The organism is Helicobacter hepaticus ATCC 51449 (genome assembly GCF_000007905.1).
In the GTDB taxonomy this organism is placed as follows: Bacteria; Campylobacterota; Campylobacteria; order Campylobacterales; family Helicobacteraceae; genus Helicobacter_C; species Helicobacter_C hepaticus.
This window is the reverse complement of sequence record NC_004917.1, coordinates 594,683-618,777: the sequence shown is the minus strand read 5'-3', so window position 1 is coordinate 618,777 and position 24,095 is coordinate 594,683. Positions and strand designations below refer to the sequence as shown.

At 35.1% G+C, this 24,095-nt stretch carries 24 protein-coding genes; 10 read left to right on the top strand and 14 right to left on the bottom strand.

Annotation, left to right across the window (positions count from 1 at the left end):
- Nucleotides 1-21: 21 nt before the first annotated feature.
- Genes HH_RS03170 through HH_RS03155 form a run of 4 tightly spaced genes read right to left on the bottom strand, consistent with a single transcriptional unit; the run spans nt 22 to nt 3,881 of the window.
- Nucleotides 22-798 (bottom strand): zinc ribbon domain-containing protein, encoded by a 777-nt coding sequence (locus HH_RS03170; RefSeq protein WP_011115481.1) that lies wholly within the window; start codon nt 796-798, stop codon nt 22-24.
- A 32-nt stretch (nt 799-830) separates the two neighbouring features.
- Nucleotides 831-1,667: a Nif3-like dinuclear metal center hexameric protein gene (locus HH_RS03165; RefSeq protein ID WP_011115480.1), complete on the bottom strand. Its 837-nt coding sequence runs from the start codon at nt 1,665-1,667 to the stop codon at nt 831-833.
- A gap of 31 nt (nt 1,668-1,698) precedes the next feature.
- Nucleotides 1,699-2,580, bottom strand: a complete 882-nt coding sequence (locus HH_RS03160) for a homoserine O-succinyltransferase (protein ID WP_011115479.1) — start codon at nt 2,578-2,580, stop codon at nt 1,699-1,701.
- Nucleotides 2,581-2,588: 8 nt separating this feature from the next.
- Entirely contained in the window at nt 2,589-3,881 is a 1,293-nt protein-coding gene (locus tag HH_RS03155) for an O-acetylhomoserine aminocarboxypropyltransferase/cysteine synthase family protein (RefSeq protein ID WP_011115478.1), read from the bottom strand.
- 252 nt (nt 3,882-4,133) lie between these two features.
- Between HH_RS03155 and HH_RS03150 the strand changes: the two genes are divergently transcribed.
- Entirely contained in the window at nt 4,134-5,201 is a 1,068-nt protein-coding gene (locus HH_RS03150) for an AI-2E family transporter (protein WP_011115477.1), read from the top strand.
- A 9-nt stretch (nt 5,202-5,210) separates the two neighbouring features.
- Here HH_RS03150 and HH_RS03145 read toward each other — a convergent pair whose 3' ends face one another.
- A complete protein-coding gene (locus HH_RS03145; protein ID WP_011115476.1) occupies nt 5,211-6,068 on the bottom strand; it encodes a menaquinone biosynthesis family protein in 858 nt (285 codons plus the stop codon).
- A gap of 100 nt (nt 6,069-6,168) precedes the next feature.
- Between HH_RS03145 and recA the strand changes: the two genes are divergently transcribed.
- Genes recA through HH_RS03105 form a run of 8 tightly spaced genes read left to right on the top strand, consistent with a single transcriptional unit; the run spans nt 6,169 to nt 12,256 of the window.
- Entirely contained in the window at nt 6,169-7,206 is a 1,038-nt protein-coding gene (gene recA, locus HH_RS03140; protein WP_011115475.1) for a recombinase RecA, read from the top strand.
- A gap of 21 nt (nt 7,207-7,227) precedes the next feature.
- A complete protein-coding gene (locus tag HH_RS03135; protein ID WP_138091868.1) occupies nt 7,228-7,443 on the top strand; it encodes a hypothetical protein in 216 nt (71 codons plus the stop codon).
- 26 nt (nt 7,444-7,469) lie between these two features.
- A complete protein-coding gene (gene eno / locus HH_RS03130) occupies nt 7,470-8,747 on the top strand; it encodes a phosphopyruvate hydratase (RefSeq protein WP_011115473.1) in 1,278 nt (425 codons plus the stop codon).
- A 14-nt stretch (nt 8,748-8,761) separates the two neighbouring features.
- The gene (locus HH_RS03125; RefSeq protein ID WP_011115472.1) at nt 8,762-9,028 is read left to right on the top strand and encodes a hypothetical protein; all 267 of its coding nucleotides are present in this window, start codon (nt 8,762-8,764) and stop codon (nt 9,026-9,028) included.
- Nucleotides 9,025-9,642 carry an AMIN domain-containing protein gene (locus tag HH_RS03120; protein WP_011115471.1) on the top strand — a complete coding sequence of 206 codons (618 nt, stop codon included), beginning with the start codon at nt 9,025-9,027 and terminating at the stop codon, nt 9,640-9,642. The genes HH_RS03125 and HH_RS03120 overlap by 4 nt, the downstream gene beginning before the upstream one ends.
- A 2-nt stretch (nt 9,643-9,644) precedes the next feature.
- Nucleotides 9,645-10,148, top strand: a complete 504-nt coding sequence (locus tag HH_RS03115; protein WP_011115470.1) for a shikimate kinase — start codon at nt 9,645-9,647, stop codon at nt 10,146-10,148.
- Between the two features lie 52 nt (nt 10,149-10,200).
- Complete coding sequence (locus HH_RS03110) at nt 10,201-11,295, top strand: DegT/DnrJ/EryC1/StrS family aminotransferase (protein ID WP_011115469.1); 1,095 nt, start codon at nt 10,201-10,203, stop codon at nt 11,293-11,295.
- Nucleotides 11,288-12,256, top strand: coding sequence for a Gfo/Idh/MocA family protein (locus HH_RS03105; protein WP_011115468.1), 969 nt, complete (start codon nt 11,288-11,290; stop codon nt 12,254-12,256). Before HH_RS03110 ends, HH_RS03105 begins: the two co-directional genes overlap by 8 nt.
- Here HH_RS03105 and HH_RS03100 read toward each other — a convergent pair whose 3' ends face one another.
- The 9 genes from HH_RS03100 to HH_RS03060 all read right to left on the bottom strand — a co-directional run bounded on the left by HH_RS03100 (nt 12,257) and on the right by HH_RS03060 (nt 22,871).
- Nucleotides 12,257-15,322 carry an efflux RND transporter permease subunit gene (locus tag HH_RS03100; RefSeq protein WP_011115467.1) on the bottom strand — a complete coding sequence of 1,022 codons (3,066 nt, stop codon included), beginning with the start codon at nt 15,320-15,322 and terminating at the stop codon, nt 12,257-12,259.
- Nucleotides 15,322-16,407 (bottom strand): efflux RND transporter periplasmic adaptor subunit, encoded by a 1,086-nt coding sequence (locus HH_RS03095; RefSeq protein ID WP_011115466.1) that lies wholly within the window; start codon nt 16,405-16,407, stop codon nt 15,322-15,324. Before HH_RS03095 ends, HH_RS03100 begins: the two co-directional genes overlap by 1 nt.
- Nucleotides 16,404-17,708: a TolC family protein gene (locus HH_RS03090; RefSeq protein ID WP_011115465.1), complete on the bottom strand. Its 1,305-nt coding sequence runs from the start codon at nt 17,706-17,708 to the stop codon at nt 16,404-16,406. The genes HH_RS03095 and HH_RS03090 overlap by 4 nt, the downstream gene beginning before the upstream one ends.
- A 71-nt stretch (nt 17,709-17,779) precedes the next feature.
- Entirely contained in the window at nt 17,780-18,766 is a 987-nt protein-coding gene (locus HH_RS03085) for a hypothetical protein (RefSeq protein ID WP_011115464.1), read from the bottom strand.
- Complete coding sequence (gene folP / locus HH_RS03080) at nt 18,763-19,893, bottom strand: dihydropteroate synthase (protein ID WP_041309001.1); 1,131 nt, start codon at nt 19,891-19,893, stop codon at nt 18,763-18,765. Before folP ends, HH_RS03085 begins: the two co-directional genes overlap by 4 nt.
- Nucleotides 19,890-20,510, bottom strand: a complete 621-nt coding sequence (locus HH_RS03075; protein WP_011115462.1) for a DNA polymerase III subunit delta' — start codon at nt 20,508-20,510, stop codon at nt 19,890-19,892. The genes folP and HH_RS03075 overlap by 4 nt, the downstream gene beginning before the upstream one ends.
- 22 nt (nt 20,511-20,532) lie before the next feature.
- Nucleotides 20,533-21,081, bottom strand: coding sequence for a HobA family DNA replication regulator (locus tag HH_RS03070; protein WP_034366242.1), 549 nt, complete (start codon nt 21,079-21,081; stop codon nt 20,533-20,535).
- 13 nt (nt 21,082-21,094) lie between these two features.
- Nucleotides 21,095-22,300, bottom strand: coding sequence for an aspartate kinase (locus HH_RS03065; RefSeq protein ID WP_011115460.1), 1,206 nt, complete (start codon nt 22,298-22,300; stop codon nt 21,095-21,097).
- Between the two features lie 61 nt (nt 22,301-22,361).
- On the bottom strand, nt 22,362-22,871 hold the full coding sequence (locus tag HH_RS03060; protein ID WP_034366247.1) for an RNA pyrophosphohydrolase: 510 nt from the start codon (nt 22,869-22,871) through the stop codon (nt 22,362-22,364).
- 98 nt (nt 22,872-22,969) lie between these two features.
- Here HH_RS03060 and hemW point away from each other — a divergent pair, with 98 nt between their 5' ends.
- On the top strand, nt 22,970-24,085 hold the full coding sequence (gene hemW, locus HH_RS03055; protein WP_011115457.1) for a radical SAM family heme chaperone HemW: 1,116 nt from the start codon (nt 22,970-22,972) through the stop codon (nt 24,083-24,085).
- The last annotated feature ends 10 nt before the right edge of the window (nt 24,086-24,095 follow it).

Here is a 24,095-nt window from a genome sequence, read left to right as displayed (position 1 = left end):
TCCTCAAAAAGCTCTTAGATTCTATGCTTTAGTTTTTTTCTTGCTTTGAGGTTTTTCTTCAGCTGTATTTGTTGGTGTTTGAGTGCTTTTTGAAGAGGGATTTGCATAGAGAATCCGCCCGCAATGAGGGCAGTTAATAATGTCATTGCCTTTAAGAATCTCACTATAAATAGTGTCATTAAGCTTGATAAAGCAACCACCGCAAGCCTGTTTGAAAACACAAACCACGCTTGTATTTCCTGCCCAACGTCTAATTTTGGCATAAAAACTTGTGATTTTACTATCCATTTGTCCCACAAGTGCTTCTTTTTTATTAAATAATTCTTGTTGCACTTTTTTAATTTCTTGGACTTGACTTTGTGTTTTTTCTTCAAGCGTTTTAATGAGAGATTTAAGCTCTTCAAGCTTTGGCTCATAGGCTTTTTTCTCTTCTTCTTTACTTTTTTTCAGTGTTTCAAGACGATCAATTTCGCTATTTGAATGAGTCATATTTTCTTTAGCAATATCAGATTCTACATCAAGAGCACGCATTTCTTTTTCTGTTTTAATTTCTTTTTGCTTTTTGCCAATTTGCTCTAGTTTTGAAGAGGCATCTTGAATATTTCGGTTGTGATGAGAAATTTCAAGCTCAATGCTATAAGATTCGCGATCAAGTTTTTCTATATTCTTTAAAATTTGCTCTTGTTGTTTGATTTGTTCATTAAGTTCGGAACGTGCTTGGGAAATTTTGGGTTCTAAGTCATCAATTTGTTTGTCAAAATTCGCCACTTCTATAAGTTCTTTTAAATGCTTATTCATCGGGATTTCCTTTTTGGTTAGGTGATTAGAATCTATTGATGCTTAGCTTGGCAAAAATAGAATGGATTTTTACAATCCATAATTATAGCGTTATATCCCACATTTTGCAAAATAGAATCAAAAATTTCCACAAAATATTTTTCACTCTCGTAGTGTCCTATGTCTATAAGGCTTATGCCCATACTTTTAGCCATCATTGCATCGTGATGTTTGATATCACCTGTAAGCAAACATATATGTGGATTTGGTTGGATTTGAGAAAGGAGTGAGCAACCACTTCCGCATACAACATAAGCTTCTGTAATGGCATCATTTGTATGAGATGCTTGAGATTCTTGATTGAGAAATGTTATATCATCGCCTTGCACGAAACTCACACTAGGCGCATTCAGCTTTTTGCATACATCTTGAGCCAATTTTTGAAGTGATATAGGCGGAATCTTCCCACTCATTAAAAGCCCATCTTCACTTGGCACAAAATGATGCCATTGTAAAATTTGATGTGTGAGGTAGGTATTTAGATGTGATTTATCAAAATTTGTGTGAAGACTAATGAGTGAGCAATTTTTACGAATAAGAATGGCAGCGATATTATGAGGGTATGTATCTGTTATCATTTGAGCAGTAGGATTGAAAAACAAAGGGTGGTGTGTAATAAGAAGTGTATTTGGTTTAAGCGAGAGTGCAATAGCGAGATTTACCTCAAGACAAAGCACAATATCTGTATATTCATTATGAAAACTACCGAGATTTAAACCACTTTTATCCCAAGATTCTTGTGTGTTAAAAGGCGAGATAGTATTGCATAGCTCATAAATCTCTCCCACTTTTGGGTTTTTTTGATGTGTATTTTGTTTATCTTGCTGCATAAAAATCCTTATTTATGAAAATATAAACTAATTATAAAACAAAAGGTGTATCTTGATATACAGAAAAATTGAGCCAATTTGAAAAAAGCACGCTTGCACTTGATTTCCAAGAAAGCACAGGTTCTCCTTTATCATTAAAATAATTCAGAGGTTGTGTAATCTCTAAACCCTTTTGTTTATCACGTTCATATTCAAGTAAAAGCGTATTTTTGGCATATTCTGGGTGTCCAAGTATAAAAAAGTCTTTGTCATCTTTAAGTGCGCAAATACCACATATATCACTTTCAAGTAAGATTTTGAGTTGCGATTTTCTTACCTTTTGATCATCAATGCCTGAATGCCTAGAATGAGGGATTCTTATATTTTCATCTAAGCCGCTAAGGAGTAAATCATTTTCTATAATATGATGTGCAAAGATTCCAAAGACTTTATGTGGCAGTGAAATTTTTGGAATCTTGTGAAAGTGATATAAACTTGCCATTGCTCCCCAGCACAAATAAAGTGTGCTTGTGCAATGCTTTTTGAGATAATCCATAATTGTGGAGATTTCATTCCAATAAGCTACTTGCTCAAATGCTAAATGTTCAATAGGTGCTCCTGTAACAATTGCTCCATCAAAATTGCGTCCTTTGATTTCGCTAAAATTTACATAAAAGCGCTCCAAATGGCTTTTGGGTGTATTTGTGCCAATATAGCTTGATGTAGAAAGAAGAGTAATATTTATCTGCAAAGGAGAGTTAGCCAAAAGAGAGAGAATCTGATTTTCTGTCTCTATTTTTGTTGGCATAAGATTAACAATAAGCACTTCTAATGCTCTAATATCTTGATGTTTTGCCCTTTGAGAACCCATAACAAAAGCATTTTGATTGAGGAATTTATAAGCGGGAATATCTTCTGGGATAATGAGTGGCATAGTTTTCCTTATTTTTCTAAAGCTTTTTTTAAATCTTGTATTAAATCATCTGCAGATTCTAAACCAATGCTAAGGCGTATAGTGCAAGGTGTGATACCTGCGCTTGAGAGTTCATCTGCATTAAGTTGCGAATGTGTTGTGGAAGCGGGGTGAATGATAAGTGATTTTGAATCCCCAATATTAACTACGACTGCAAAAATTTCTGTAGCATTACAAATTTTTTGTGCCTCTTCAAAACTTTGCGCCTCAAAACTGATAAGCCCACTTGCTTGGGAATCTTTGTAATATTTTTGAAGTAGTCTATTGTAAGGGTTACTTGTTAATCCAGCATAAGCCACACTTTGCACCTTAGGGTGTGATTGTAAAAATTCCGCGACTTTAAGGGCATTTTGACTATGTTTTTTAATACGCAACTCTAAAGTTTCTAAGCCTTGTAGAATAATCCACGATGCTTGTGGAGAGAGAGTAGCGCCAATGTTTCTAAGCCATTCTGTAATAAGCCGGATACTAAAGCAAGGCAAAGGAAGATTTGCATATATTAATCCGTGATAGCTTGCATCAGGTGTGTTAAATACCTCATAGCGCGGATTATCCTTAATTAATTCATTTAATCCATATCGCTCAATAATTGCTCCACCAAGCGCACTTCCTTGCCCATTAATATACTTACTTAGACTATATATGCTAATATCCACGCCATAATCAAAAGGTTTATGTAAAAATGCGGTGGGAATGGTATTATCACAAATGCTAATAATTTTATGTTTTTTAGCAATAGCGGTAATTTTCTCCGTATCGGCAATAGATATTTGTGGGTTTGAAATACTTTCAAAAAAAATCGCTTTTGTTTTATCATCTATGACAGATTCCAAAGAAGATTCAATATTGTCAATATCAAAAACTTTTGTTTGTATGCCAAATCGTTTTAAAGTATGCACGAATAGTGTTTGTGTGCCACCATAGATTTTATTGGAAAATACGATATTATCGCCACTTTGCGCACAATTAACAATCGCATAAAAAATTGCAGCACTCCCACTAGCAGTAGGCACACCAAATATTCCTCCCTCAACTGCAGCTAAGCGCGCACCTAGAACATCGGTGGTAGGATTGCTCAAGCGTGTATAAATATTACCAATCTCTTGAAGTCCGAATCGTGCAGCAGCTTGTTCTAAGCTCTCAAAACTATAAGCAGTATTTTGATAAATTGGCACGCTGATTGTGCGCTGTGTGTCATAAGTATAACCTGCGTGAAGTGCAAGCGTATCTTGTGAAAGATTGTGGTGAGAGAGATTTGCCATATTATACCTCGTTGTATTTTGTTATTTTTTGAATTTAATAATATCACAAAAAAATAAGATTACAATATGTAATATATATAAATATGCTAAAAAGGATAAATTGTTACTTTTTTACAAATACATATTGTAATCTTATTTTTTTGTATAGAAAATATTAACTCACTATGAGCATAAAAAGCTGATTTGGTAATTTTTGCTACAATAAGTATTTATAGAATCTATAAAATATTTAAAGATAAGAAGGGAATTAAGGTGAGAGCAATTACATTTTTTTGGCTTGTATTTGGAGTAAGCGCATATATGATGTATTACGTGTATGCAGCCTATTTAATGGATATTTTAATTGCTCTTTTGCTTTGTATCGCTACTTATGGATTGCATAACATTCTCTCAAAATATATCAAATACCCTGTGATATGTGCATTTGTGAGTGTGAGTGTATTAGTATTACTCTTTATTGTGCCTTTGTTCTCTTTGATGAAAACTCTTATAACCTCTGTATCTGAACTTAATCCTACTGCTTTTGGTGCATTTATTGAGGGTAGCAAAGCACAAATTCTCGCGCTCTTTAGCTCGTTTCCGGAGATAGAATCAAGATTGCGCGATGTATTTAATAATATATCTGCTCCATCAATTTTAAGCTATGTGTTTAATTTTAGCTCTCAACTTGGCAAATCAAGCTTGGGATTTATCATTGATACAGGCTTTATTGTTGTATTTTTATTTTTTTATTTTCTTTATGGCAAACAAGCCTATGAATATATTATTGAGCTTATTCCTTTTGAAAATATACAAATTGCAAATGTGCTTGATGAAGTAACAAATGTTATTAAAGTGGTTTTTTATACTTCGCTCCTAAACATCGTGCTTCAAGGCTTTGCTTTTGGTATATTGATTATGTTTTTTGGTTATGATGGAGTATTTTTTGGTATGCTTTATGGACTTGCATCAATTGTGCCTATAGTAGGTGGAGGGCTTGTGTGGTTACCATTGGCAGGATATGAATTTTATCTTGGTAATACACATAATGCACTCATTATTGCACTTTATGCTCTTATTGTTTGTGCGGTGTTAATTGATAATATTATTAAGCCTATTTTGATTGGAATTATCAACAAAAAAGTGCTTAAAACTTCTGTGAAAATCAATGAACTTCTTATTTTCTTTGCCATTCTTGCAGGGCTTACAAGTTTTGGATTTTGGGGAATTATACTTGGACCAGCAGTTACAGCACTTTTTATTTCATTACTTAGAATCTATCGCAAACAAACAGCTAAAGAATCCCTCACACCCCATCATCAAGACAAAATAGGCTTATAGATTCGCTTTTTATGAAAAGCGGAGTTGCTCATATTCAGTAGGGATAAAGTAATCTTGTGTTTTAAGCATTTGTGGATAAAATCCCGCATTATAGCCTAGTTCAAAGAGTTTATCTATAGCCTTTATTTCGCTCTCATTCACAGAGATAGAATCTTTATTAGCATAGAGATTAAGATAAATATCAAGCTCTTTGGCATTTACGCGGATAATACCTCTCTCAAGAAGCATTTCACTTAAAATTTTTTTATTATTGACAGCAACATCAACAGCTTTTGTAAGTATTTTTTCACATTCTATAGCGGTGGTAAGCGGAAGAGAGCGACGCAAAGCCATACCTCCAAGTGGTAGGGGTAAGTTATCAGCGCTTAGTTCTTGCCAAATATCCCATAACTCCGCTTCTACTTCTAAACTTTTATCAAAGTTTAAAATTGATTCGTGAATGAGCACCCCTGCATCAACCTCATCATTAAGCACGCTTTGTTCTATATCAAGGAAGTTTTTATAAATAATGCGTGCGTGTGGATAAGCAATACGAAAAATCATTGCATTTGTTGTATGTTCTCCACTTAAAGCCACTTTGAAATGTTTTTTGCATATTTTTCCTTTTTTTTTGATAAGTTTTGGTCCATACCCATTCCCAAAGCTTACACCTGTGCGTAAAAGTGCATAATTTTGTGCGATAAGCGGATAAAGAGCAAATGAAATTGCACTAATATCGTATTTTCCCTGTAATGTGTCAAGATTAAGCGTTTGAATATCCTTAGCCGTGTTGCTAAAGCGTAAGTTTGTAGAATCTACCCACCCAAAAACAATAGCATAATACATAAATAAATCGTCTGCATCAGGACTATGTGCGACATTTATCATAGTTTCTCCTGTGTTTTTTTAAACAAAATTATAAGGAGAATTTAGTCAAACTTAGATAAAATAGCATCATTTATTTGTAGTTTATACATTAAGGATAGATATGGTAGATGAAAAAAGGCAAAAAGCGATTGAACTTGCTTTAAAGCAAATTGATAAAGCATTTGGTAAAGGTGCTTTGGTGCGTTTGGGTGATAAGCAAGTTGAAAAAATTGATAGTATTTCTACGGGTTCACTTGGACTTGATATGGCACTTGGAATCGGTGGTGTGCCTAAGGGAAGGATTATTGAGATTTATGGTCCAGAATCCAGCGGTAAAACAACACTTAGCTTACAAATTGTAGCAGAATGTCAAAGAAACGGGGGAATTTGTGCCTTTATTGATGCCGAACACGCTCTTGATGTATATTATGCCAAGCGTTTGGGTGTGGATACAGAGAATCTTCTTGTATCTCAACCTGACACAGGTGAGCAGGCTCTTGAAATTTTAGAAACCCTTACACGTAGTGGTGCAGTGGATTTAATAGTGATTGATTCGGTAGCAGCGCTCACTCCTAAGGCAGAAATTGAAGGAGATATGGGAGATCAGCACGTAGGGCTTCAAGCACGACTTATGAGTCACGCATTGCGCAAAATTACAGGCGTGCTTCACAAGATGAATGCAACATTAATTTTTATTAACCAAATTCGTATGAAAATTGGCACTATGGGGTATGGTAGTCCAGAGACAACTACGGGCGGTAATGCACTCAAGTTTTATGCAAGTGTGCGTATTGATGTGCGCCGTGTTGCTACACTTAAGCAAAATGACCAGCAAATTGGTAATCGCACAAAAGCAAAAGTTGTAAAAAATAAGGTTGCCCCACCTTTCCGCGAAGCAGAATTTGATATTATGTTTGGTGAGGGGATTAGTAAGGAAGGTGAAATTATTGACTATGGTATCAAGCTTGATATTATTGATAAAAGCGGTGCGTGGTTAAGCTATAATGATAAAAAGCTTGGACAAGGGCGTGAGAATGCTAAAATTGTTTTAAAAGAAAACAAATCTCTTGCTGATGAGATTACAGCTAAAATTAAAGAGCAAATTGGCTCAAAGGACGAGATTTTACCTTTGCCTGATGAACCAGAAACTGATGAGTAGATTCTATAAGGAGGGGTTGTGGTGGATAAGCTCAAACAAGATACTTTGGCGGTACTCAATAAACGTTTAAATGAGTATATGGAAGCAGAGCAAAAATATAAGGAAAGCTATGAAATAAAAAAGGATTTAGAATCTCTTAAGCTTATGCGTGTTACTTTATCTTTTATGGCTGAAATAATCAGAGAGGCGATTGTTGAGACAATTTCTCCACCAGAGGATAGGTTAGATAAAGTATAATTTCATTTATTTTAAGGAGTAAAAGTATGGTTTATATTGAAGCAATTGATGCACAAGAAGTAATGGATAGTCGTGGAAACCCAACTGTTAGAGCAGCAGTAAGGTTAAGTGATGGCACAAGAGCGGCAGCTATCGTTCCAAGTGGTGCAAGCACTGGTAAAAGAGAAGCCCTTGAATTACGTGATGGCGATAAAGAACGTTATCTTGGTAAAGGCGTGTTGAAAGCCTGTGCAAATATTAAAACTGAAATTGCTGCACAACTTGATGGGGTATCACCTTATGACCAAAGTAAAATTGATTTGATTTTAAAAAAAATTGATGGCACAGAGAATTATTCAGAGCTTGGGGCAAATGCAACTTTAGGCGTGAGTATGGCTATTGCTCGTGCAAGTGCGCAATCTTTGAGGTTACCTCTTTATCGTTATTTAGGTGGGAGTAATGCGCTTACACTTCCTACCCCGATGCTTAATATCATTAATGGTGGTTCTCACGCAGATAATACTGTGGATTTTCAAGAGTATATGATTATGCCTTTGGGTTTTGATACTTTTGCTGAAAGTTTGCGTGCATCAGCTGAAATTTATCATCATCTCAAAGCGATTCTTAAAGGAAGTGGACATATTACAAGCATTGGTGATGAAGGTGGATTCGCCCCTAATTTAAAAAACAATGAAGAGCCCATAGAAATTATTTTAAAGGCTATTGAACAAGCGGGTTATAAGCCGCTTGATGAGATTGCTATTGCACTAGATGTGGCAAGTAGTGAGCTTGTAGATGAGAATGGTATGTATCATTTGGCAGGAGAGGGCAAAGTGCTTGATAGTGCAGGTATGATTGCATATTATGAGAATCTTGTAGCAAAATATCCTATTGTTTCTATTGAAGATGGCTTAAGTGAAGATGATTGGGAGGGTTGGAAACTTCTTACTCAAAAACTTGGCAATAAAATTCAGCTTGTGGGCGATGATTTATTTGTTACAAATAAAAAAATTCTTCAAGAAGGTATTGAAAAAAATATAGCTAATGCAATTTTGATTAAACCTAATCAAATCGGTAGCGTGAGTGAAACAATGCAATCTGTGCGCCTTGCCCAACGTAATAATTATAAGTGCATAATGAGTCATCGTAGTGGGGAGAGTGAAGATACATTTATTGCAGATTTTGCTGTGGCACTTAATACAGGTGAGATTAAAACTGGCTCAACTGCAAGAAGTGAGCGGATTGCAAAATATAATCGTTTGCTTGAAATTGAGCGAGAGATTAGTGATGCGGAATATATTGGAAAAACACTTTTTAAGCGTTAAATAAGCAGTAAAAGATGAGAAAACAAACCCAAGAGTTATTAGAAAAGCCTTCAAAATTATGGCGTTTTTTTTATATCAATCGTGTGTGGTTGATTGTTTTTGGGTTATTGTTAGTAACAGGACTCTATTTAGGATATTTGCTTTTTGGAAGTAATTCTGTAGAAGTGCTTTTGCGATTACAGTCGCAAAAAAAGCATCTTTTACAAGAAGCACAAGTAATTGAAGCTCAAAACGCGCATTTACAAAAGCAAATTTTTGAATTAAAGGAGTTAAAACCTTGAAAAAGAAAATGTTAATATGCGTATTATTATTTGTGGGTATGTGTTGTGCAAATATATTAGAAGCAAGAGAGAATCCTTTTGAATCTGTTATTACACCAAAACTTGAAGAACATCAAGCGCCAAGCATACATCAAGATCCACTTTCAAGTGTAGAATTTGTGTTGCCAAGCACTGCAAGAGTGTTAAAAAGTGTGCAGGTAACTTATCAGAATCTTGATGGTTCTATTGAAAGCAAAACTATTCAGCTTGATGAGAGTATAGATTGGCATTATCCTCTACTTATTGCACAAAAAGCACAAGGGGCTACATATAATGCAGAAAATCGTTTTAAGCTTGGTGAATTTGAGCTTATTATTAACAGAAGCAGTCTTTTTATTGCTACGCGTAAAAAATTATTGCGTGATTTTATTTTGCCTAAACCTTATCGACTTATGCTTGATATTGAAGGCACAAAAAGCAATGAAAGCCAGAAAATTAAGCTTGGTAAAAAATATTTTAGTGATGCAGAAATCTCCACACACGAAGGATTCTATAGAATATCTATCGGGTTTGATGGACGTTACAAACCTGTTATTACTCCTCAACGTGATGGTTTTGCGATTACTTTGGAGTAAGTGTGGAGAATATAGTTTTAATTGGCTTTATGGGAAGCGGTAAAACAACCATAGGGCGAGAAATTGCGTTACTTGGAGGACGTTTTTTGCTTGACACTGACCAAATTATAGAGCAAAATATGGGAAAAAGTATAAACGAAATTTTTGAATCAGTGGGCGAGAGTGGATTTAGACGTATAGAATCCCAACTTATTTTATGGCTTTCCGCTAATGTTAAAAATGCTGTGATTGCTACAGGCGGAGGTATGCCTATTTATAATGATGTAGCATATTTAGGCTATGTGTTTTGGCTTGATATGAGTTTTGAAAGCATTTTAAAGCGATTGACTATTACAGAACAAGAAAAGCGTCCACTTTTTAGTGATATTTCAAAAGCAAGGCAGCTTTATAATGAGCGTAAGAGTATTTATAAAAAACAATCCAAATATATTATCAATGGAGATGCTTCTGCTTTGGAAATTGCACGTAAAATTATAGAATGTATGGATAAAGAGGTGCAAGAATAGTTCTTTTAAGTTAATTTGATTATAATATTCTACTTCATTATTAAGGTCAATTATGGAATTTATCAATCTCAAAGCGCAGTATGAACATCATAAAAGCGAAATTGATAGTGCAATACAAGATGTGTTGCACTCTTCACAATTTATTATGGGAAAGGCTGTTGAGGAATTAGAATCACATCTTGCTTCATATATAGGTGCTAAAAATGCTATTGCGTGCAGTAGCGGGACAGATGCTTTGATTTTAGCTTTAATGGCACTTGATATAAAAAATGGTGATGAGGTAATTACATCTCCATTTAGTTTTATTGCAAGTGTAGAGGCAATTATGCTACTTGGAGCGAAGCCGATATTTGTAGATATTGATGAGAAAACTTATAATCTTGATAGCACAAAGCTCGAAAGTGCCATCACAAAGCATACAAAAGCAATTATTCCTGTGGCTATTTTTGGACAAATGGCTGATATGGGAGCTATAAATGCTATTGCATCAAAGCACAATATTCCTGTCATTGAAGATGCAGCTCAAAGCTTTGGGGCTAGTCAAAGGTGTGATAATAAGATTCTTAAATCTTGCAATGCAAGTATTCTCGCTACTACTAGCTTTTTTCCAAGTAAGCCGCTAGGTTGTTATGGTGATGGAGGAGCAGTTTTTACAAGCGATAATGAATTAGCGCAAAAAATACGTTATTTACTTAACCATGGGCAAACTAAACGTTATGAACATAGCTTTATTGGATTGAATGCACGACTTGATGCACTTCAAGCAGCAGTTCTTAATGTGAAGATTAAATATTTAGATTTTGAAATTGCCAAGCGCCAAGAAATTGCACAGATTTATGATGAAAATCTCCAAAATGTTATTACTCCTTTTATTCAAGAGGGCAATGTGAGTGCTTATGCGCAATATTCAATTCGCATTCAAAACCGAGCTCAAATGATAGAAAAGCTCACTCAAGCTCATATCCCTTATGCAGTGCATTATCCCATTCCATTGCACTTACAAGAGGTTGTAAGCAAGGTTTATGCACATAAAAAGGGCGATTTTCCTATAAGTGAGGCGGTATGCAATGAGATACTTTCTTTGCCTTTTAGCCCATTTTTTACAAGTCAAGAGCAAGATGAAGTGATAAAGGCTGTAAATGGATAAACCTATTAAAATAGCACTTTTTGGCATTGGTAAAATGGGGCAAAATCACCTTAGAATCTTAAGTATGCTTAAAGATGTAGAAATTGCATTTTTGTATGATACAAACCAAGAGCTTTGTCAGGTGATGAGTGAGCGTTTTGGTGTTAAGATACTTAAAGATATTGATGAGGATTTAAAAAGCTGCGATGGGGCAATTATCGTAACACCTACTTTTACACACTTTGATTATATCAATAAAGTGAGTGATTATGTCAAAAATATTTTTGTAGAAAAACCTTTAACCAATACTTTAGAATCTACTCAAATTATTCTCACACTCGCAAAGGAGAAATCACTCAATATTCAAGTAGGCTTTATTGAAAGATATAATCCTGCTGTGCTAACACTTAAAAATATTCTTACTCCAAATACCCATAAAATTATTAATATTGATTTTATTCGCACGAACAAAATGAGTTCGCGTATTACAGATTGTGATGTTGTAATTGATTTGATGATTCACGATATTGACTTGGCATTAAATTTTAATGGTGATGTGCGTGATATTTATGCTCACGGAGTAGTGATTAATGATATGATAGAATATGCAAGAGCGTGTATTATTCATACTAATGGTTCATTTTCTAATATCGTAGCAAGTCGCATTACCGAAAAGCGTAGGCGACAAATTAGCATAACAACCAATAATGAATATATTGATTGCAATTTGCTAAGAAAAGAAGTTTTTGTAGATAAGCAGAGTGTGGAGCAGCGCCTTGATAATGTTTCTATTAGTGCTAATACAGAAACTATTGAAGTTAGAGGACAAGAATCACTATTGTCAGAACTCATTGATTTTGTGAGTTTGTGTAAAAATGTTCCTTCCTCTTTAAGTGCAAATCGCCCCAATCAAAATGATGGTATGAAAGCTATGCGCATTGCTCATCAGATTCAAGATATTATCCATAATGCCAACAGGTAGCTACACTCCAAATTTACGCACAACGATTCTAAAAAGTGGTGGCAAAAGAAGAAGAGTAAGCATTGATGAGGTTACAAGCCCACCTAGGACTACGATTGCAAGAGGCTTTTGCACCTCACTTCCTACACCTGTGGATAAAAGCATAGGAATAAGCCCAAGTCCAGCGATAAATGCTGTCATAAGCACTGGGCGCAGTCTTCTTTTTGCTCCAATAACAATTGTATCCTCAATGCTATAACCCTCTTTAAGGAGATGCAAGAAATATCCCACCATTACTACACCATTAAGCACAGCGATTCCAAAAAGTGCGATAAATCCTACAGATGCAGGGACAGAAATGTATTCACCTGATAGGAAAAGTGAGATAAAGCCACCCGTAACAGCAAAAGGAATATTGAGTAAAATAAGCAAAGAAAGAGAAATAGACTTAAATGTAAAAAAGAGGATAAAAAAGATAGCAAGAATACTCAAAGGAATAACTGTGGAAAGACGTTTATTCGCACGTTGTTGATTCTCAAATTGTCCTCCATAAGTGATAGAATATCCCTCTGGTAATTGCACTTGCGCATTAATCTTTTGTTTTGCTTCTTCAACAAAACCACCCAAATCACGTCCTATCACATTACTTCGCACAACACTATAACGCTTACCTTGTTCTCTTTGAATCTGCACAGGTCCATCAATTTCTTCAATATCGGCTATTGAGCTAATGGGCACGGAATTGCCATCAGGAGAACTCATTTGTAGGCTTTTAAGTTTAGTAATATCAGAGGCAATATCAGCATCTTGGCGAATGATGACGGGGATTCTTGCAAAACCTTGAGGAATATATGTTACCATAATGCCCTCTAAGCTAGAGCGCATAAATTTTGTAAATTCATCACTAGAGATGCCTGTATTTGCCATCACAGAATGCCAAGGTGTTACATAAAGATAATTTACTCCTTTATTGAAGGTAGTAAAAACCTCTGATGAACCGCGAATGTCTTTAAGAATATCTACAATTTGAGCGCTTAATTCATTGAGTTTTTCAATTTCTAAACCAAAGATTTTAATCGCTAAATCCCCGCGCACACCTGTAAGCATTTCCGAGATTCTCATATCAATTGGTTGCACAAGAGCAATATTCATACCTTTAAATTCGCTAATGATATCACGAATTTTATCTTCTACTTCTTCCATATTTTTGGCTTGCCATTGTTCCTTTGGCTTAAAGGATATAAATGCATCAGTTTGGTTAAAGCCTGCCGGGTCAAGCCCCACTTCATCAGCTCCTGTTCGCCCAACAATACTTTTAATCTCTGGCACACGCGCTAAGAGTTCTTTTTGCATTAAAAGTATTACATCACGACTTTGCTCCAAAGAAATAGAGGGGCTAGATTCTATATTAAGCACAAGGTCGCCCTCTTGGAGAGTAGGCATAAAAGCGCTTCCGATGAAGGGAAAAAGTGAGAAGCTAAAAACAAGGAAGCACGCAGCACCTACAAGCAAGAGTTTTGTTTTTGTAAGGGCAAAATTGAGCATAGGCGCATACATCTTATGAAAAAATTGTGTGAGTTTTGTCTCGTGGTGTTGAGTAGCTTTTAAAACAAAAGAGCTTACCACAGGGATTACTGTCATAGAGAGTGTTAATGAGCCCAGAAGAGCAAATACAATCGTTTGAACTAAGGGAACAAAAAATTTGCCCTCCAAACCTTCAAGCGTAAGAATTGGGACAAAGAAGATAATAATGATGAGAATCCCGCTGAATACAGACACCGAGATTTCTTTACAGGAGCGGTAAATAGTGTGGAGCTTTGGCGAGTTTTTGGTAAGACTTAGTTTTTCAAAGGCATTTTCAACCATAACAACCGCAGAATCTACTAAAATACCAACTGCAATGGCAAGTCCGCCAAGACTCATTAAGTTTGCAGAAATGCCATAATGGCGCATCATTACAAAGGCTATAGCTATGGAAAGGGGCAAAATTACACTCACAGCAACAGCTGCGCGCACATCACCCAAAAATAAAAAGAGCAAAATTACAATGAGCACCACAGCTTCAGCAAGGGTTTTGATAACATTATTGACTGCTTTTTGTGTGAGTTCGGATCGGTCATAAAATACTCGGAGTTCTGTGCCTTGAGGTAATTCGGCTTTGAGTTCTTCTAGTTTTACTTTAATTTCGGCGATTGCATCGCGCGAGTTTGCGCCTTTGAGAGAAAGCACTAAACCTAGAGTTGTTTCTCCTTTGCCATCAATAGTTGTAAGCCCAAGTCGAGTCATATGGCTTTCAATCACATCACAAAAATTTCTTAAACGCACATAGCCAAATTTTGTAATAATGGGAATACTTTTAATTTCTTCAATATTTGTTGAGGCTGTTTGTATTTTTACAAGGAAACTCTCACCATCTCGAGATACACGTCCTGCACCATCATTTTTGAGATTCGCTTCAAGTGTTTTTTGTAAATCACTCATACTAATGCCAAGCCTTGCCATATCATTAAAATCAGGCACAACGACAATCGCCTTAGCATATCCACCCAAGCGATTAACATCAGCTACACCTTTTATATTACGCAAAGCAGGGCGGATTGTAAAATCAAGGAGTTGCCGTTTTTGCACTTCTGATAAAGAATCATTTGCGCTTTCAATGGTGAACATAAACATATCGCTAAGAGGCGTTACAATCGGTGCAAGCCCACCGCTTACGCCTGAGGGTAAATCATCCATAGCCATAGAGAGTTTTTCATTAACCATATTACGAGCGAGATAAATATCAGTGCCATCATTAAAATCAAGTGTAATATCTGCAATACCATATTTTGAAAGACTACGCAAACTCTTTTGATTAGGTAGCCCTAGAAGTTCAAGCTCAAGCGGACGTACAACGCGATTTTCTACCTCTTCTGGTGCCATTCCTGGTGCTTTGAGAATGATTTTTACTTGCGTAGAAGATACATCTGGAAAAGCATCAATGGGGATTGTAAAAAATGAATATATGCCAAATATAAAAAGCATAATGGCACTAAGCACTACAATCATACGTTGTTTGAGGGAAAATTCTATAATTTTAGCTAGCATTATTCGCTCCCTAGTCCGTCCATCATACCCTTAAGACTAATAATATTACCTATGGCAATTTTCATTTGATTATTTAAGCCTTTAGGTTCAATTACAAAGCTATTATCTCGTTCTTCAACTTTTTGAATCTTGGTGGGTTTAAAGCCTTTTGCGCTTTGGACAAAAATGAGGTAATCATTGCCGTTTTTTATCACTGCTGATGAGGGGATAAGAATTGTTCCTTTAGGCAAAGAACCATCAATATATACTTCTACGATTTCCCCTACCTTAAATCGTGTGTCGTAGATATTGGCAGTAGCAAGAATGGTATTTGAAGTTTTATCAATGACAACTGAGAGATTCTCAATTTCGCCAATTTTTGTGCCACCATCATCAAAAACGGGCGCACCCTTTTGAATATTGTGTGAAATATGCAAAGGGATTCTAATGCGTCCGAGGAGGTTACCACTTCCTTTATCTGTATGCCGTGAGATTCTTACATAAGGCGTAAAAGCTTCAATTTTTTCCCCACTTTGCTTAGGGGCGACCGAGAGAATCCCAGAAGCTTTTGCAACAACTGGAAAGCCATATTTTCCTTGAGCACCATTTTTAATAAAATTTGGGTCAATACCTAATAAATCTAGCTTTGATTTGATTTCATTGAGTTTTAAACGCAATTCGTTCATAGCGAGGTAACTAAGCTGGTATTCACGTTTTGAGATAACACCAGCTTTATAGAGTGATTTATCTTTGCGTTCGTTTTCGGAGGCAATTTTAAGACGTTCTTGGGCATTGGTAAGTTCAAAAAACATCGCACTTAAGTCATTAGAGCTAATATCGCAGATTAAATCTCCCTCATTGACACTCTCACCTTCGCGCTTATAAATATTTACCACAATAGCATTAAAACTTGAGCTTTGTGTGCTTGAAGTTTTATCATCAAAGTCGATAAGCGCATTAAAGGGCACGCCTTTAGTGTTAAAAGCTTGATTGAGAGCAATAACTTTTATACCATTTTTTGCAAGTTCTTCTTGAGAGATAGATATTTCTTCATAACACAAAGAAAAGCTTATTATGAGGCATAATAAATATAAATATTTTTTCACGATTGTTCCTCCATAAGTGGTTTTTTCAAAGTATTGAGGTTGAGCACAGAGCTGAGAGTTTCCTCAAGCATAGAGAGTGTTTGGACATAATCGCGTTTTGCTTGAGTGGTAGCAATCATTGCGTTAAGATGTTCATTTTTTACGCTTAAATATTCAAATGCACTTGTCTTTCCTGCTTCATAACCAATTCGCGCAATTTCACTTAATTGTGCGCGATTATTTTCATTATCTTTTGCAAGAGCAATAACCTCTTTTTTGTATGCGAGCTGCTCAAGATAGGATTTGGCATTTACAAGTAAAGAATCTTTAAGAATCTCATTCTCACGAATAGAGCCACTTTGGAGTGCGAGATACATCGCTTTTTGATTATCATATTTGGTTGTCAAAGGGATAGGAATCTTAAGCTGAAAGGTTACTCCATCACTTGATTCTGCTTTTTTAATACCTCCGCCAATTTCAATATTATCAAATCGGCTTTGTGAAGCAATATTCGCGCTATATTGGTAATCTTTAATATCAAGTGATACGATTTCAAGATACAGATTTTTAGAGAGTGTTTTTTCAAGATTTGCCCTATCAAAATGCAAATATTTAAATACCAACCCATTTATGTCTATATCACTATTTTCAGTTGTAATGCCCAAAATTACTTTGAGTGCATTGAGAGTATTAAGCATTTCTGTATGAGAAGTTTTGAGTGCAACTTTGGTTGCTAAAAAATCGCTTTTAAAAAAAAGATATTGAGATTTGCTGATACGTCCTGCTTCATATTGCACTTGTGACATTCGAAGTTGGTTTTTGGCATTTTCATAGCGGTTTGTATAGATTTGGTGCTGTTCTTTAAGCACGAGATAATCCAAATAAAGCCTTTTTGCTGCAATAAGAGCAAGACGTTTTGTAAGCTCGTAGGATTTTTCTTGCCTTAAAATTTTGTTTTGATAGCTTTGAGCAAGCGTATAAGTAACCCACGGCAAACGAGGAGTGAGCATAAGCAAAATGGTATTTTCAAGTTCCGTTCCACCAGCAGGAGATTTTGCTCTATTAACCTGTGCATCAATATATCCAGCATTCCACGCACGCATCGCCTTGCCTTCATAAAAAAGACTTCGTGCCATTGCACGAGATTTTGCAAGATTAATTGAGTTTTTTTCCACACGCTCAATAAATTCATCAATATCCATCTCTTGCTTATTTTGGGGTATATGAATATGAAATTCTTCTTCTAGTTTATTGAAATCTACAAATTCAGAATCTCCCCACATTACGCTTATGCAGAGCAGAAAAGCGCACAGATACTTCATTATTTACAATCCTTGTTTGATTTTGTGAGGGTTTATTATAGTGTATTTTTCATTTTTTTATGATTTATATTTTAATTTTTTAGGCTATTTTTAAAATCTCGCAAAAGTGTGTTAAAACGATTGACAAAGACTGGATTTTTTGCGCTTAAATAATCACTTATCATTAGAATCTGTTTTTGATTAAGTCCTGTAATAATTTTTACACACACATCGCTAAATTCTTGTTCATTAGAGCCATACATAGATTCATCAAGCATTTGAGTGTATTGAGTAAATATTTTATGGTCTCTTTCATCTTGTCGTTTATGTTCAAGAAGTTTTGCTTTCATATCTTCAAGTTCTTCCATAGGAACGTTTTTGAGATAATTTTTGGAATACATACCTGTAAGAATGAGGATATCTTCCACAAGCTTAAGCTTTTCAGGAGTATTATTAAGATACTCTTTATAAACATCATTAAAAGTATTTTTTGACATAAAATCTTTTACAATAAGAAGTTTAAAACGTGCCATATCTAGAATTTGCTGTCGCTTTTTTTCATCAGAAAGCTCCTGAATAGTGCTTCTAAGACGAGCAGTATCACCGCGAATGCTTTCATAATGATTCATTATTGTTTTATATTCTTCAATGGGCAATTCTTTAAGCTGTGTGGCGATTTTATCAAGGAGAATTTCTTGGAACTCGCGATAAGCAATACGCAAGATTCTTTGAAGTTTGTGGATAGAGATATTTTTAATATTTAAAGTCAAAGTATCAGCAATATCGGCATAACTAAAATCATTAAAACCATCTCTAATAATATCAACAAGAATAGCCATATTATCTAAATTTTCTTGCACTTTGAGTTTAAATTCACCAATATCAGCTTCATCAAGCGTGCTTATTACTGAGAAAGTATCTTCGTTCATATAGTGTAAAAAATTAAGCGTATTTTTGCGAGTATCCTTTTCATATAGATTTATAACGCTTTCTTTATCAAGACGCTCTATTTCTTCTTTGGTATGTCCGTGTCGCAGTAAAAATGCCTTAACGGATTTTAAATCTCTAGGTTCATTCATTGCATCGCCTTATACATTTTAAGCATATCAATATGCTCATCTTCATCGTGTATGCGCAAAATACTTGCTCCATTTTGTAAGGCAAAAAGATGTAGCGCAAGTGTGCCAGCTAATCGATTTTCTACTTTTTTCCCTGTGATTTGTCCGATAGTATTTTTACGGCTAGCTCCAACAAGTAATGGGAATCCAAAGTGCAAAAAATGTGCCAAATCTTTGATTAGAGCAATATTTTGCGAGGTATCTTTAGCAAAGCCAAAGCCAATATCAAGGATAATATCTGTTATGCCTGCATCGTTTAATAAAGCAATTTTATGCTCAAAAAAACAATCTATATCATTAAAAAGATGAGTGTAGCTATCTGTGAGGCTTTGCATAGTTTCGGGTGTGCCTTTAGTGTGCATTAAGACTACTCGGGCATTGTATTTTGTAGCAACTTGTATCATTTGTGCGTTAGAGAATCCACTCACATCATTAATCATTTTAAATCCACGAGAAAGTGCATAATCAGCAGTTTGCGGGTTATAAGTATCAATACTAAAACATACTTTTTCGTAGAGTTTATGTGTAGCAATATATTCTACAATGGGTTTTAAACGAGCAATTTCTTCATCAGATTCTATTAACTCACTGCCCGGACGAGAACTTGCCGCACCAATATCAATAATATCTACTTCTTTTTCTAAAAGTGTATTTATTCTTTTTATAGCTTGTTCTCCTTCTGTTTGTGAATGCTTATAAAAACTATCAGGCGTGGCATTAATAATTGCCATAAGGGAGGGCACAGCAGATTGTGTTTTAAGATGTCCTTGAAGAAGGCTTTTAAGTGTCTTTAAGCCAAAGGGTTGTATAGAGAGTTTTGCAATGATTTTTTCAAGTTGAGATCTAGTGGCAATGAGCAGAGCAATATGTTTGCCTTTATGGGCAATAGTATCTCTTGGCGTAGCACAATCCCCACCCACACTTAAAGCTTCTTGTTTAAGAATATTGACTGCTTCAAAGCTTAAGCCAGTGATTTCAAAACCAAAAATATGTGCTTTTTTGCTCATAATCTTTTGTCCTATGGCATCTGCGCCTATTGCTTGGATTTTTTGAGGAATAGATTGAGGGTAGATTCTCTGTACTATCATTGTTTATTCTTTTGTTTTTGCAAGATTCTAAGCAAAAGTGGCAAAAAAATGTAATTTTCTCTTTCACTTGCATCATTTTGATTGAGTGCGATGGCTTTATCAAAAAGTGCAAGTTCTCGCTCATTGAGTTTGATTTTGGCTTCAAAAAGTGCAAAAAGAAGTGATTGAATGCGAAGTTTCACTTCCTCTTTGCTGTGATGAGCGTTTTCATTGTGTTTGCAAAATTCATAAATAGATTGCAGGTTGAGTTTTTTTATATCAAGTTCAAAGGGTGCAATGTCGCTCTTATGCCTATGTATTTTAAGCTGCATACGAGAGCGAATTGTGGGAAGAAAAGCGTTTTTATTTTTTGCAATAAGGATAAAACGCACATTTTGTGGAGGCTCTTCTATGATTTTAAGCAAAGCATTTTGTGCAGCCTGATTATATTTGTGAGCAGTGATGATAATAAGTGTTTCTTTTTCGTGTGCAAGGTAACTTTGAGCGATTACTTCTTTTGCATCATCAATTTTAAAATCTTCTCGTTCAAAGATTTCATAATATTGCTCATCACGATTGTGAGTAAAATCTTCTATAAGGTTCTGAGGAAAAGGTGTTATATGAATTTCTCCTATCATTTTCTAATCCTCCTTCTTTTTGCTATATATCAAGTGAGATTCTATTAAACATAGCCTCAAGAATAGCTCTATCAAAGAGTTTAAAAAGACTTAAGAGTTTATAATCAAGTTTTTCATCAGTGGAACTTAAAAATGTATTATTTTCATCAAATATCCAAAACCACCCTTCACCGCTATTTTTTGCAAAATCTGCTCGTGTGTTTTTTTTGCCAATATACCAAAATCTATAATTTGAATACATCATATCAAGCATATCTTTAATGAGTTTAAAACCTTGAATACTCCCTTCTTTGTTAGAATCTATCATATTGTGTAGATATTTAATTTGGACAATAGGAAAAAAAGGACGCCCTTTGTGCGATTGATTAATATGGGTAATGATATAGTCTCCAAACCATTCACATTTTTCATCGGTAAGGACAATAATGCTTCCACCTTTGATAATGTGTTCAATCGTATATGTCATAGAAGGTAGAAAAATAAAACGTTTTTCTTCAATCCACCCACTCATAATACCTTTTTTTTCATCTTCACGTATGATACGCAAAAACCAATCACTGATATTTTCCATAGTAAATCCGCATTTATTTATCAAGTTCATAAACACTATGAAGCTTGCACACGGCAAGCTCAGCAAATTGGGCGTTAATAATCATTGAAATTTTAATTTCACTTGTGCTTATCATCATAATATTAATATCATCTTGTGCTAACGCTTTAAATGCTGTGCTTGCTACGCCAGAATGTGATTTCATACCTACTCCTACAATAGAGACTTTAGCAATGTTGTTATCATATTCGATATTGCCCAAATCATCTTTAAATTTTTCTAATACTTGTTGTGTAAGGGTAACTTCAGTTTTAGGAATAGTAAAATCAATATCAGTTTTGCCATCACGCCCAATTGTTTGAACTATCATATCTACATTAATATTATTATCTGCAAGTAGTCCAAAAATATCTGCAGCAATACCTGGGCGGTCTTGCACATCAGCTAAACTTACACGTGCTTGATTTTTATCAAGTGCTACGCCACTGACGACTGGTTTTTCCATTATATCCTCCTCTTTGGTAATAAGTGTGCCTTGAGCTTCGCTAAAAGAGCTAGCGCAGATAAGATTGACATTGAGTTTTTTAGCGAGTTCCACAGAGCGATTAAGCAAAACTTTCGCACCCATAGAGGCAAGCTCCAACATTTCATCATAACTAATTTTTTCTAATTTGCGTGCGTTTTTAACAATGCGCGGATCTGTTGTATAAATACCATCAACATCGCTATAAATCTCACATACAGTAGCATTAAGTGCGCCAGCTAATGCTACAGCAGATAAATCACTCCCTCCTCGCCCAAGCGTAGTTACTTCACCTTGTTGTGATATGCCTTGAAACCCTGCAACTACGACTACATAATCTTCATTAAGAAGATGAAAAATTTTGGTTGTATCAATATAAGAAATACGTGCTTTAGTATGAAATTCATCAGTGATAATTCCAGCTCCTCTACCGCTTAGCGAAATTGCCTTTACGCCCATTGATTCCAAAGCAATAGCAAGGAGTGCAGCGCTTACCCTTTCTCCAGCACTTAGTGCCATATCAACTTCGCGTGTATTTGGCAATGGCGTGAAGTGTTGTGTAAAGTTAATAAGTCTATCTGTTTCTCCTCCCATTGCAGATACGACAACCACAAGCTTATGTCCTTGGGCTTTACTTTTAATAACGCGTTTGGCGACATTATGGATCCTATCACAATCTCCCATACTCGTGCCACCATATTTTTGCACGATTAGCATATATATCCTTGAGTGTAAAATAAAGGCGTAATCATAAAATGTTCTTCCTTAAAATATATCACTAGAGATAACCTTCTTTTTTAAAATACTCTAAAACTTGCTTATATACTCCTTTTTTAAAAGGTGTTACGCACTCTAGGAGTTTTTTTCTACTGACAAATTCATATTTGTTAAATTCTGGTTCTTTGGTTTTGATATTAATAGCAGCATCATTTTTAAGTCGCACCAAAAAATATTTCTGAATCTGTCCTGCAAAGCCTTTATACTTTTTTTTTGACATACTTTTGGGAAAATCATATTGTATCCATTCTGGGCATTCACTAATAATTTCTATTTCATCTGTGCCTATTTCCTCTCGCAATTCACGAAAAAGCGCATCACGAGGACTTTCTCCTTCATCAATACCTCCTTGAGGGAATTGCCATACATCTTTAATATCTAAACGTTGCGCAATAAAAAATCGGCATTCTTTTGGATATACACTTGAGAGAATCACAGCAGCAACATTGGGACGATACTTTTTAATAGGGGCATCTTGTTGTAATTTTTCTTGTGTGCAAGATGATTTCATACCTTTGCCTTTTAGATTCTATAAATTTATCTCTTGCATTATAAGATATAATATATAACAATTTATTTTAATAATAATAAAGGTTGCAAGGAGCATTTGTGTTGCTTTATGTTCATATTCCCTTTTGTGGGAGTAAATGTGGTTATTGTGCATTTAATTCTTTTGTGGTAGAACAAGACAACTTTGAATCTTACATACAAGCACTTTGTGCGGATATAGAGCATACTTTGTGCCATTTGTATCCTCACTCGCATATTAGTTCTATTTTTTTTGGTGGTGGCACACCGAATCTTTTGCATAGTGAGCATTATGAAGCTATTTTTACTATTCTTTATAAAAACGCGTTTATATCAAAAGATTGTGAAATCACTCTTGAAGCAAATGTAAATTATTTAAACACGCAATGGTGCAAGGATTTGGTATCTCTAGGAGCAAATCGCTTAAGTGTTGGGATTCAGAGTTTTGATAAAGATAAGATAGCTTTTTTAGAACGAGAACATAGTGTGTATGAGATTGCTAAATGTATAGAGAATGCGTATAATGGAGGATTTAAAAATATAAGCTGCGATTTAATCATTAATACACCTTTAGATTCTAAAGCGCTTATATCATCAGAAATTACTCAAGCTGCTGCATTGCCACTAAGTCATATATCAGTTTATACTTTGAGTATTGATGAGGGCTCTCGTTTTTTTTTGGAATCTAAAAAATCAAAGCCTATACAAAATTCAAAAACAATAGATTCTAAGACAGATGAAGAGTTAAGTTTTTGGGCAAGAGAATGCCTTAAAGAAAATGGATTTTATCAATATGAAGTGTCAAATTATGTTAAATTCAATACAAATGCGGAATGTAAGCATAATCTAGGGTATTGGCAAGGTGAAGAGTATTTAGGTTGTGGAGCAGGAGCTGTAGGTAGGATAGCAAATAAGCGCACTAGAGCTTATCCAAGTCTCAATGAATACATCAAAAACCCTTATTATAGATTAGTAGAGGAGTTAAGTGAGGAGGATTTACGTTTAGAGCAGATAATGCTAGGTCTTAGGTGTGTTAAAGGCGTGGATATGGCAGTATTTGATGATGAAAGATTTCTAAAACCTTTGTTTGATGATAAAAAATGTTTTAGAGAATCTTATAATGGCAAATTATTTTTGGTAGCAGATGAGTTATTTTTGGCAGATGAGATTGCAACTTGGATTTTATGTAGGATTTAGGTGCTGCATT

Coding starts and splice junctions, on each gene's coding strand:
- HH_RS03075 (WP_011115462.1), bottom strand. CDS start 20,510: ATGATAGGAGAAATTCATATAACACCTTTTCCTCAGAACCTTATAGAA.
- folP (WP_041309001.1), bottom strand. CDS start 19,893: ATGATAGTACAGAGAATCTACCCTCAATCTATTCCTCAAAAAATCCAA.
- HH_RS03060 (WP_034366247.1), bottom strand. CDS start 22,871: ATGAAATCATCTTGCACACAAGAAAAATTACAACAAGATGCCCCTATT.
- HH_RS03155 (WP_011115478.1), bottom strand. CDS start 3,881: ATGGCAAATCTCTCTCACCACAATCTTTCACAAGATACGCTTGCACTT.
- HH_RS03160 (WP_011115479.1), bottom strand. CDS start 2,580: ATGCCACTCATTATCCCAGAAGATATTCCCGCTTATAAATTCCTCAAT.
- recA (WP_011115475.1), top strand. CDS start 6,169: ATGGTAGATGAAAAAAGGCAAAAAGCGATTGAACTTGCTTTAAAGCAA.
- HH_RS03110 (WP_011115469.1), top strand. CDS start 10,201: ATGGAATTTATCAATCTCAAAGCGCAGTATGAACATCATAAAAGCGAA.
- HH_RS03125 (WP_011115472.1), top strand. CDS start 8,762: ATGAGAAAACAAACCCAAGAGTTATTAGAAAAGCCTTCAAAATTATGG.
- HH_RS03145 (WP_011115476.1), bottom strand. CDS start 6,068: ATGATAAATGTCGCACATAGTCCTGATGCAGACGATTTATTTATGTAT.
- HH_RS03090 (WP_011115465.1), bottom strand. CDS start 17,708: ATGAAGTATCTGTGCGCTTTTCTGCTCTGCATAAGCGTAATGTGGGGA.
- HH_RS03105 (WP_011115468.1), top strand. CDS start 11,288: ATGGATAAACCTATTAAAATAGCACTTTTTGGCATTGGTAAAATGGGG.
- HH_RS03100 (WP_011115467.1), bottom strand. CDS start 15,322: ATGCTAGCTAAAATTATAGAATTTTCCCTCAAACAACGTATGATTGTA.
- eno (WP_011115473.1), top strand. CDS start 7,470: ATGGTTTATATTGAAGCAATTGATGCACAAGAAGTAATGGATAGTCGT.
- HH_RS03170 (WP_011115481.1), bottom strand. CDS start 798: ATGAATAAGCATTTAAAAGAACTTATAGAAGTGGCGAATTTTGACAAA.
- HH_RS03165 (WP_011115480.1), bottom strand. CDS start 1,667: ATGCAGCAAGATAAACAAAATACACATCAAAAAAACCCAAAAGTGGGA.
- HH_RS03065 (WP_011115460.1), bottom strand. CDS start 22,300: ATGCTAATCGTGCAAAAATATGGTGGCACGAGTATGGGAGATTGTGAT.
- HH_RS03070 (WP_034366242.1), bottom strand. CDS start 21,081: ATGGAAAATATCAGTGATTGGTTTTTGCGTATCATACGTGAAGATGAA.
- HH_RS03085 (WP_011115464.1), bottom strand. CDS start 18,766: ATGAATGAACCTAGAGATTTAAAATCCGTTAAGGCATTTTTACTGCGA.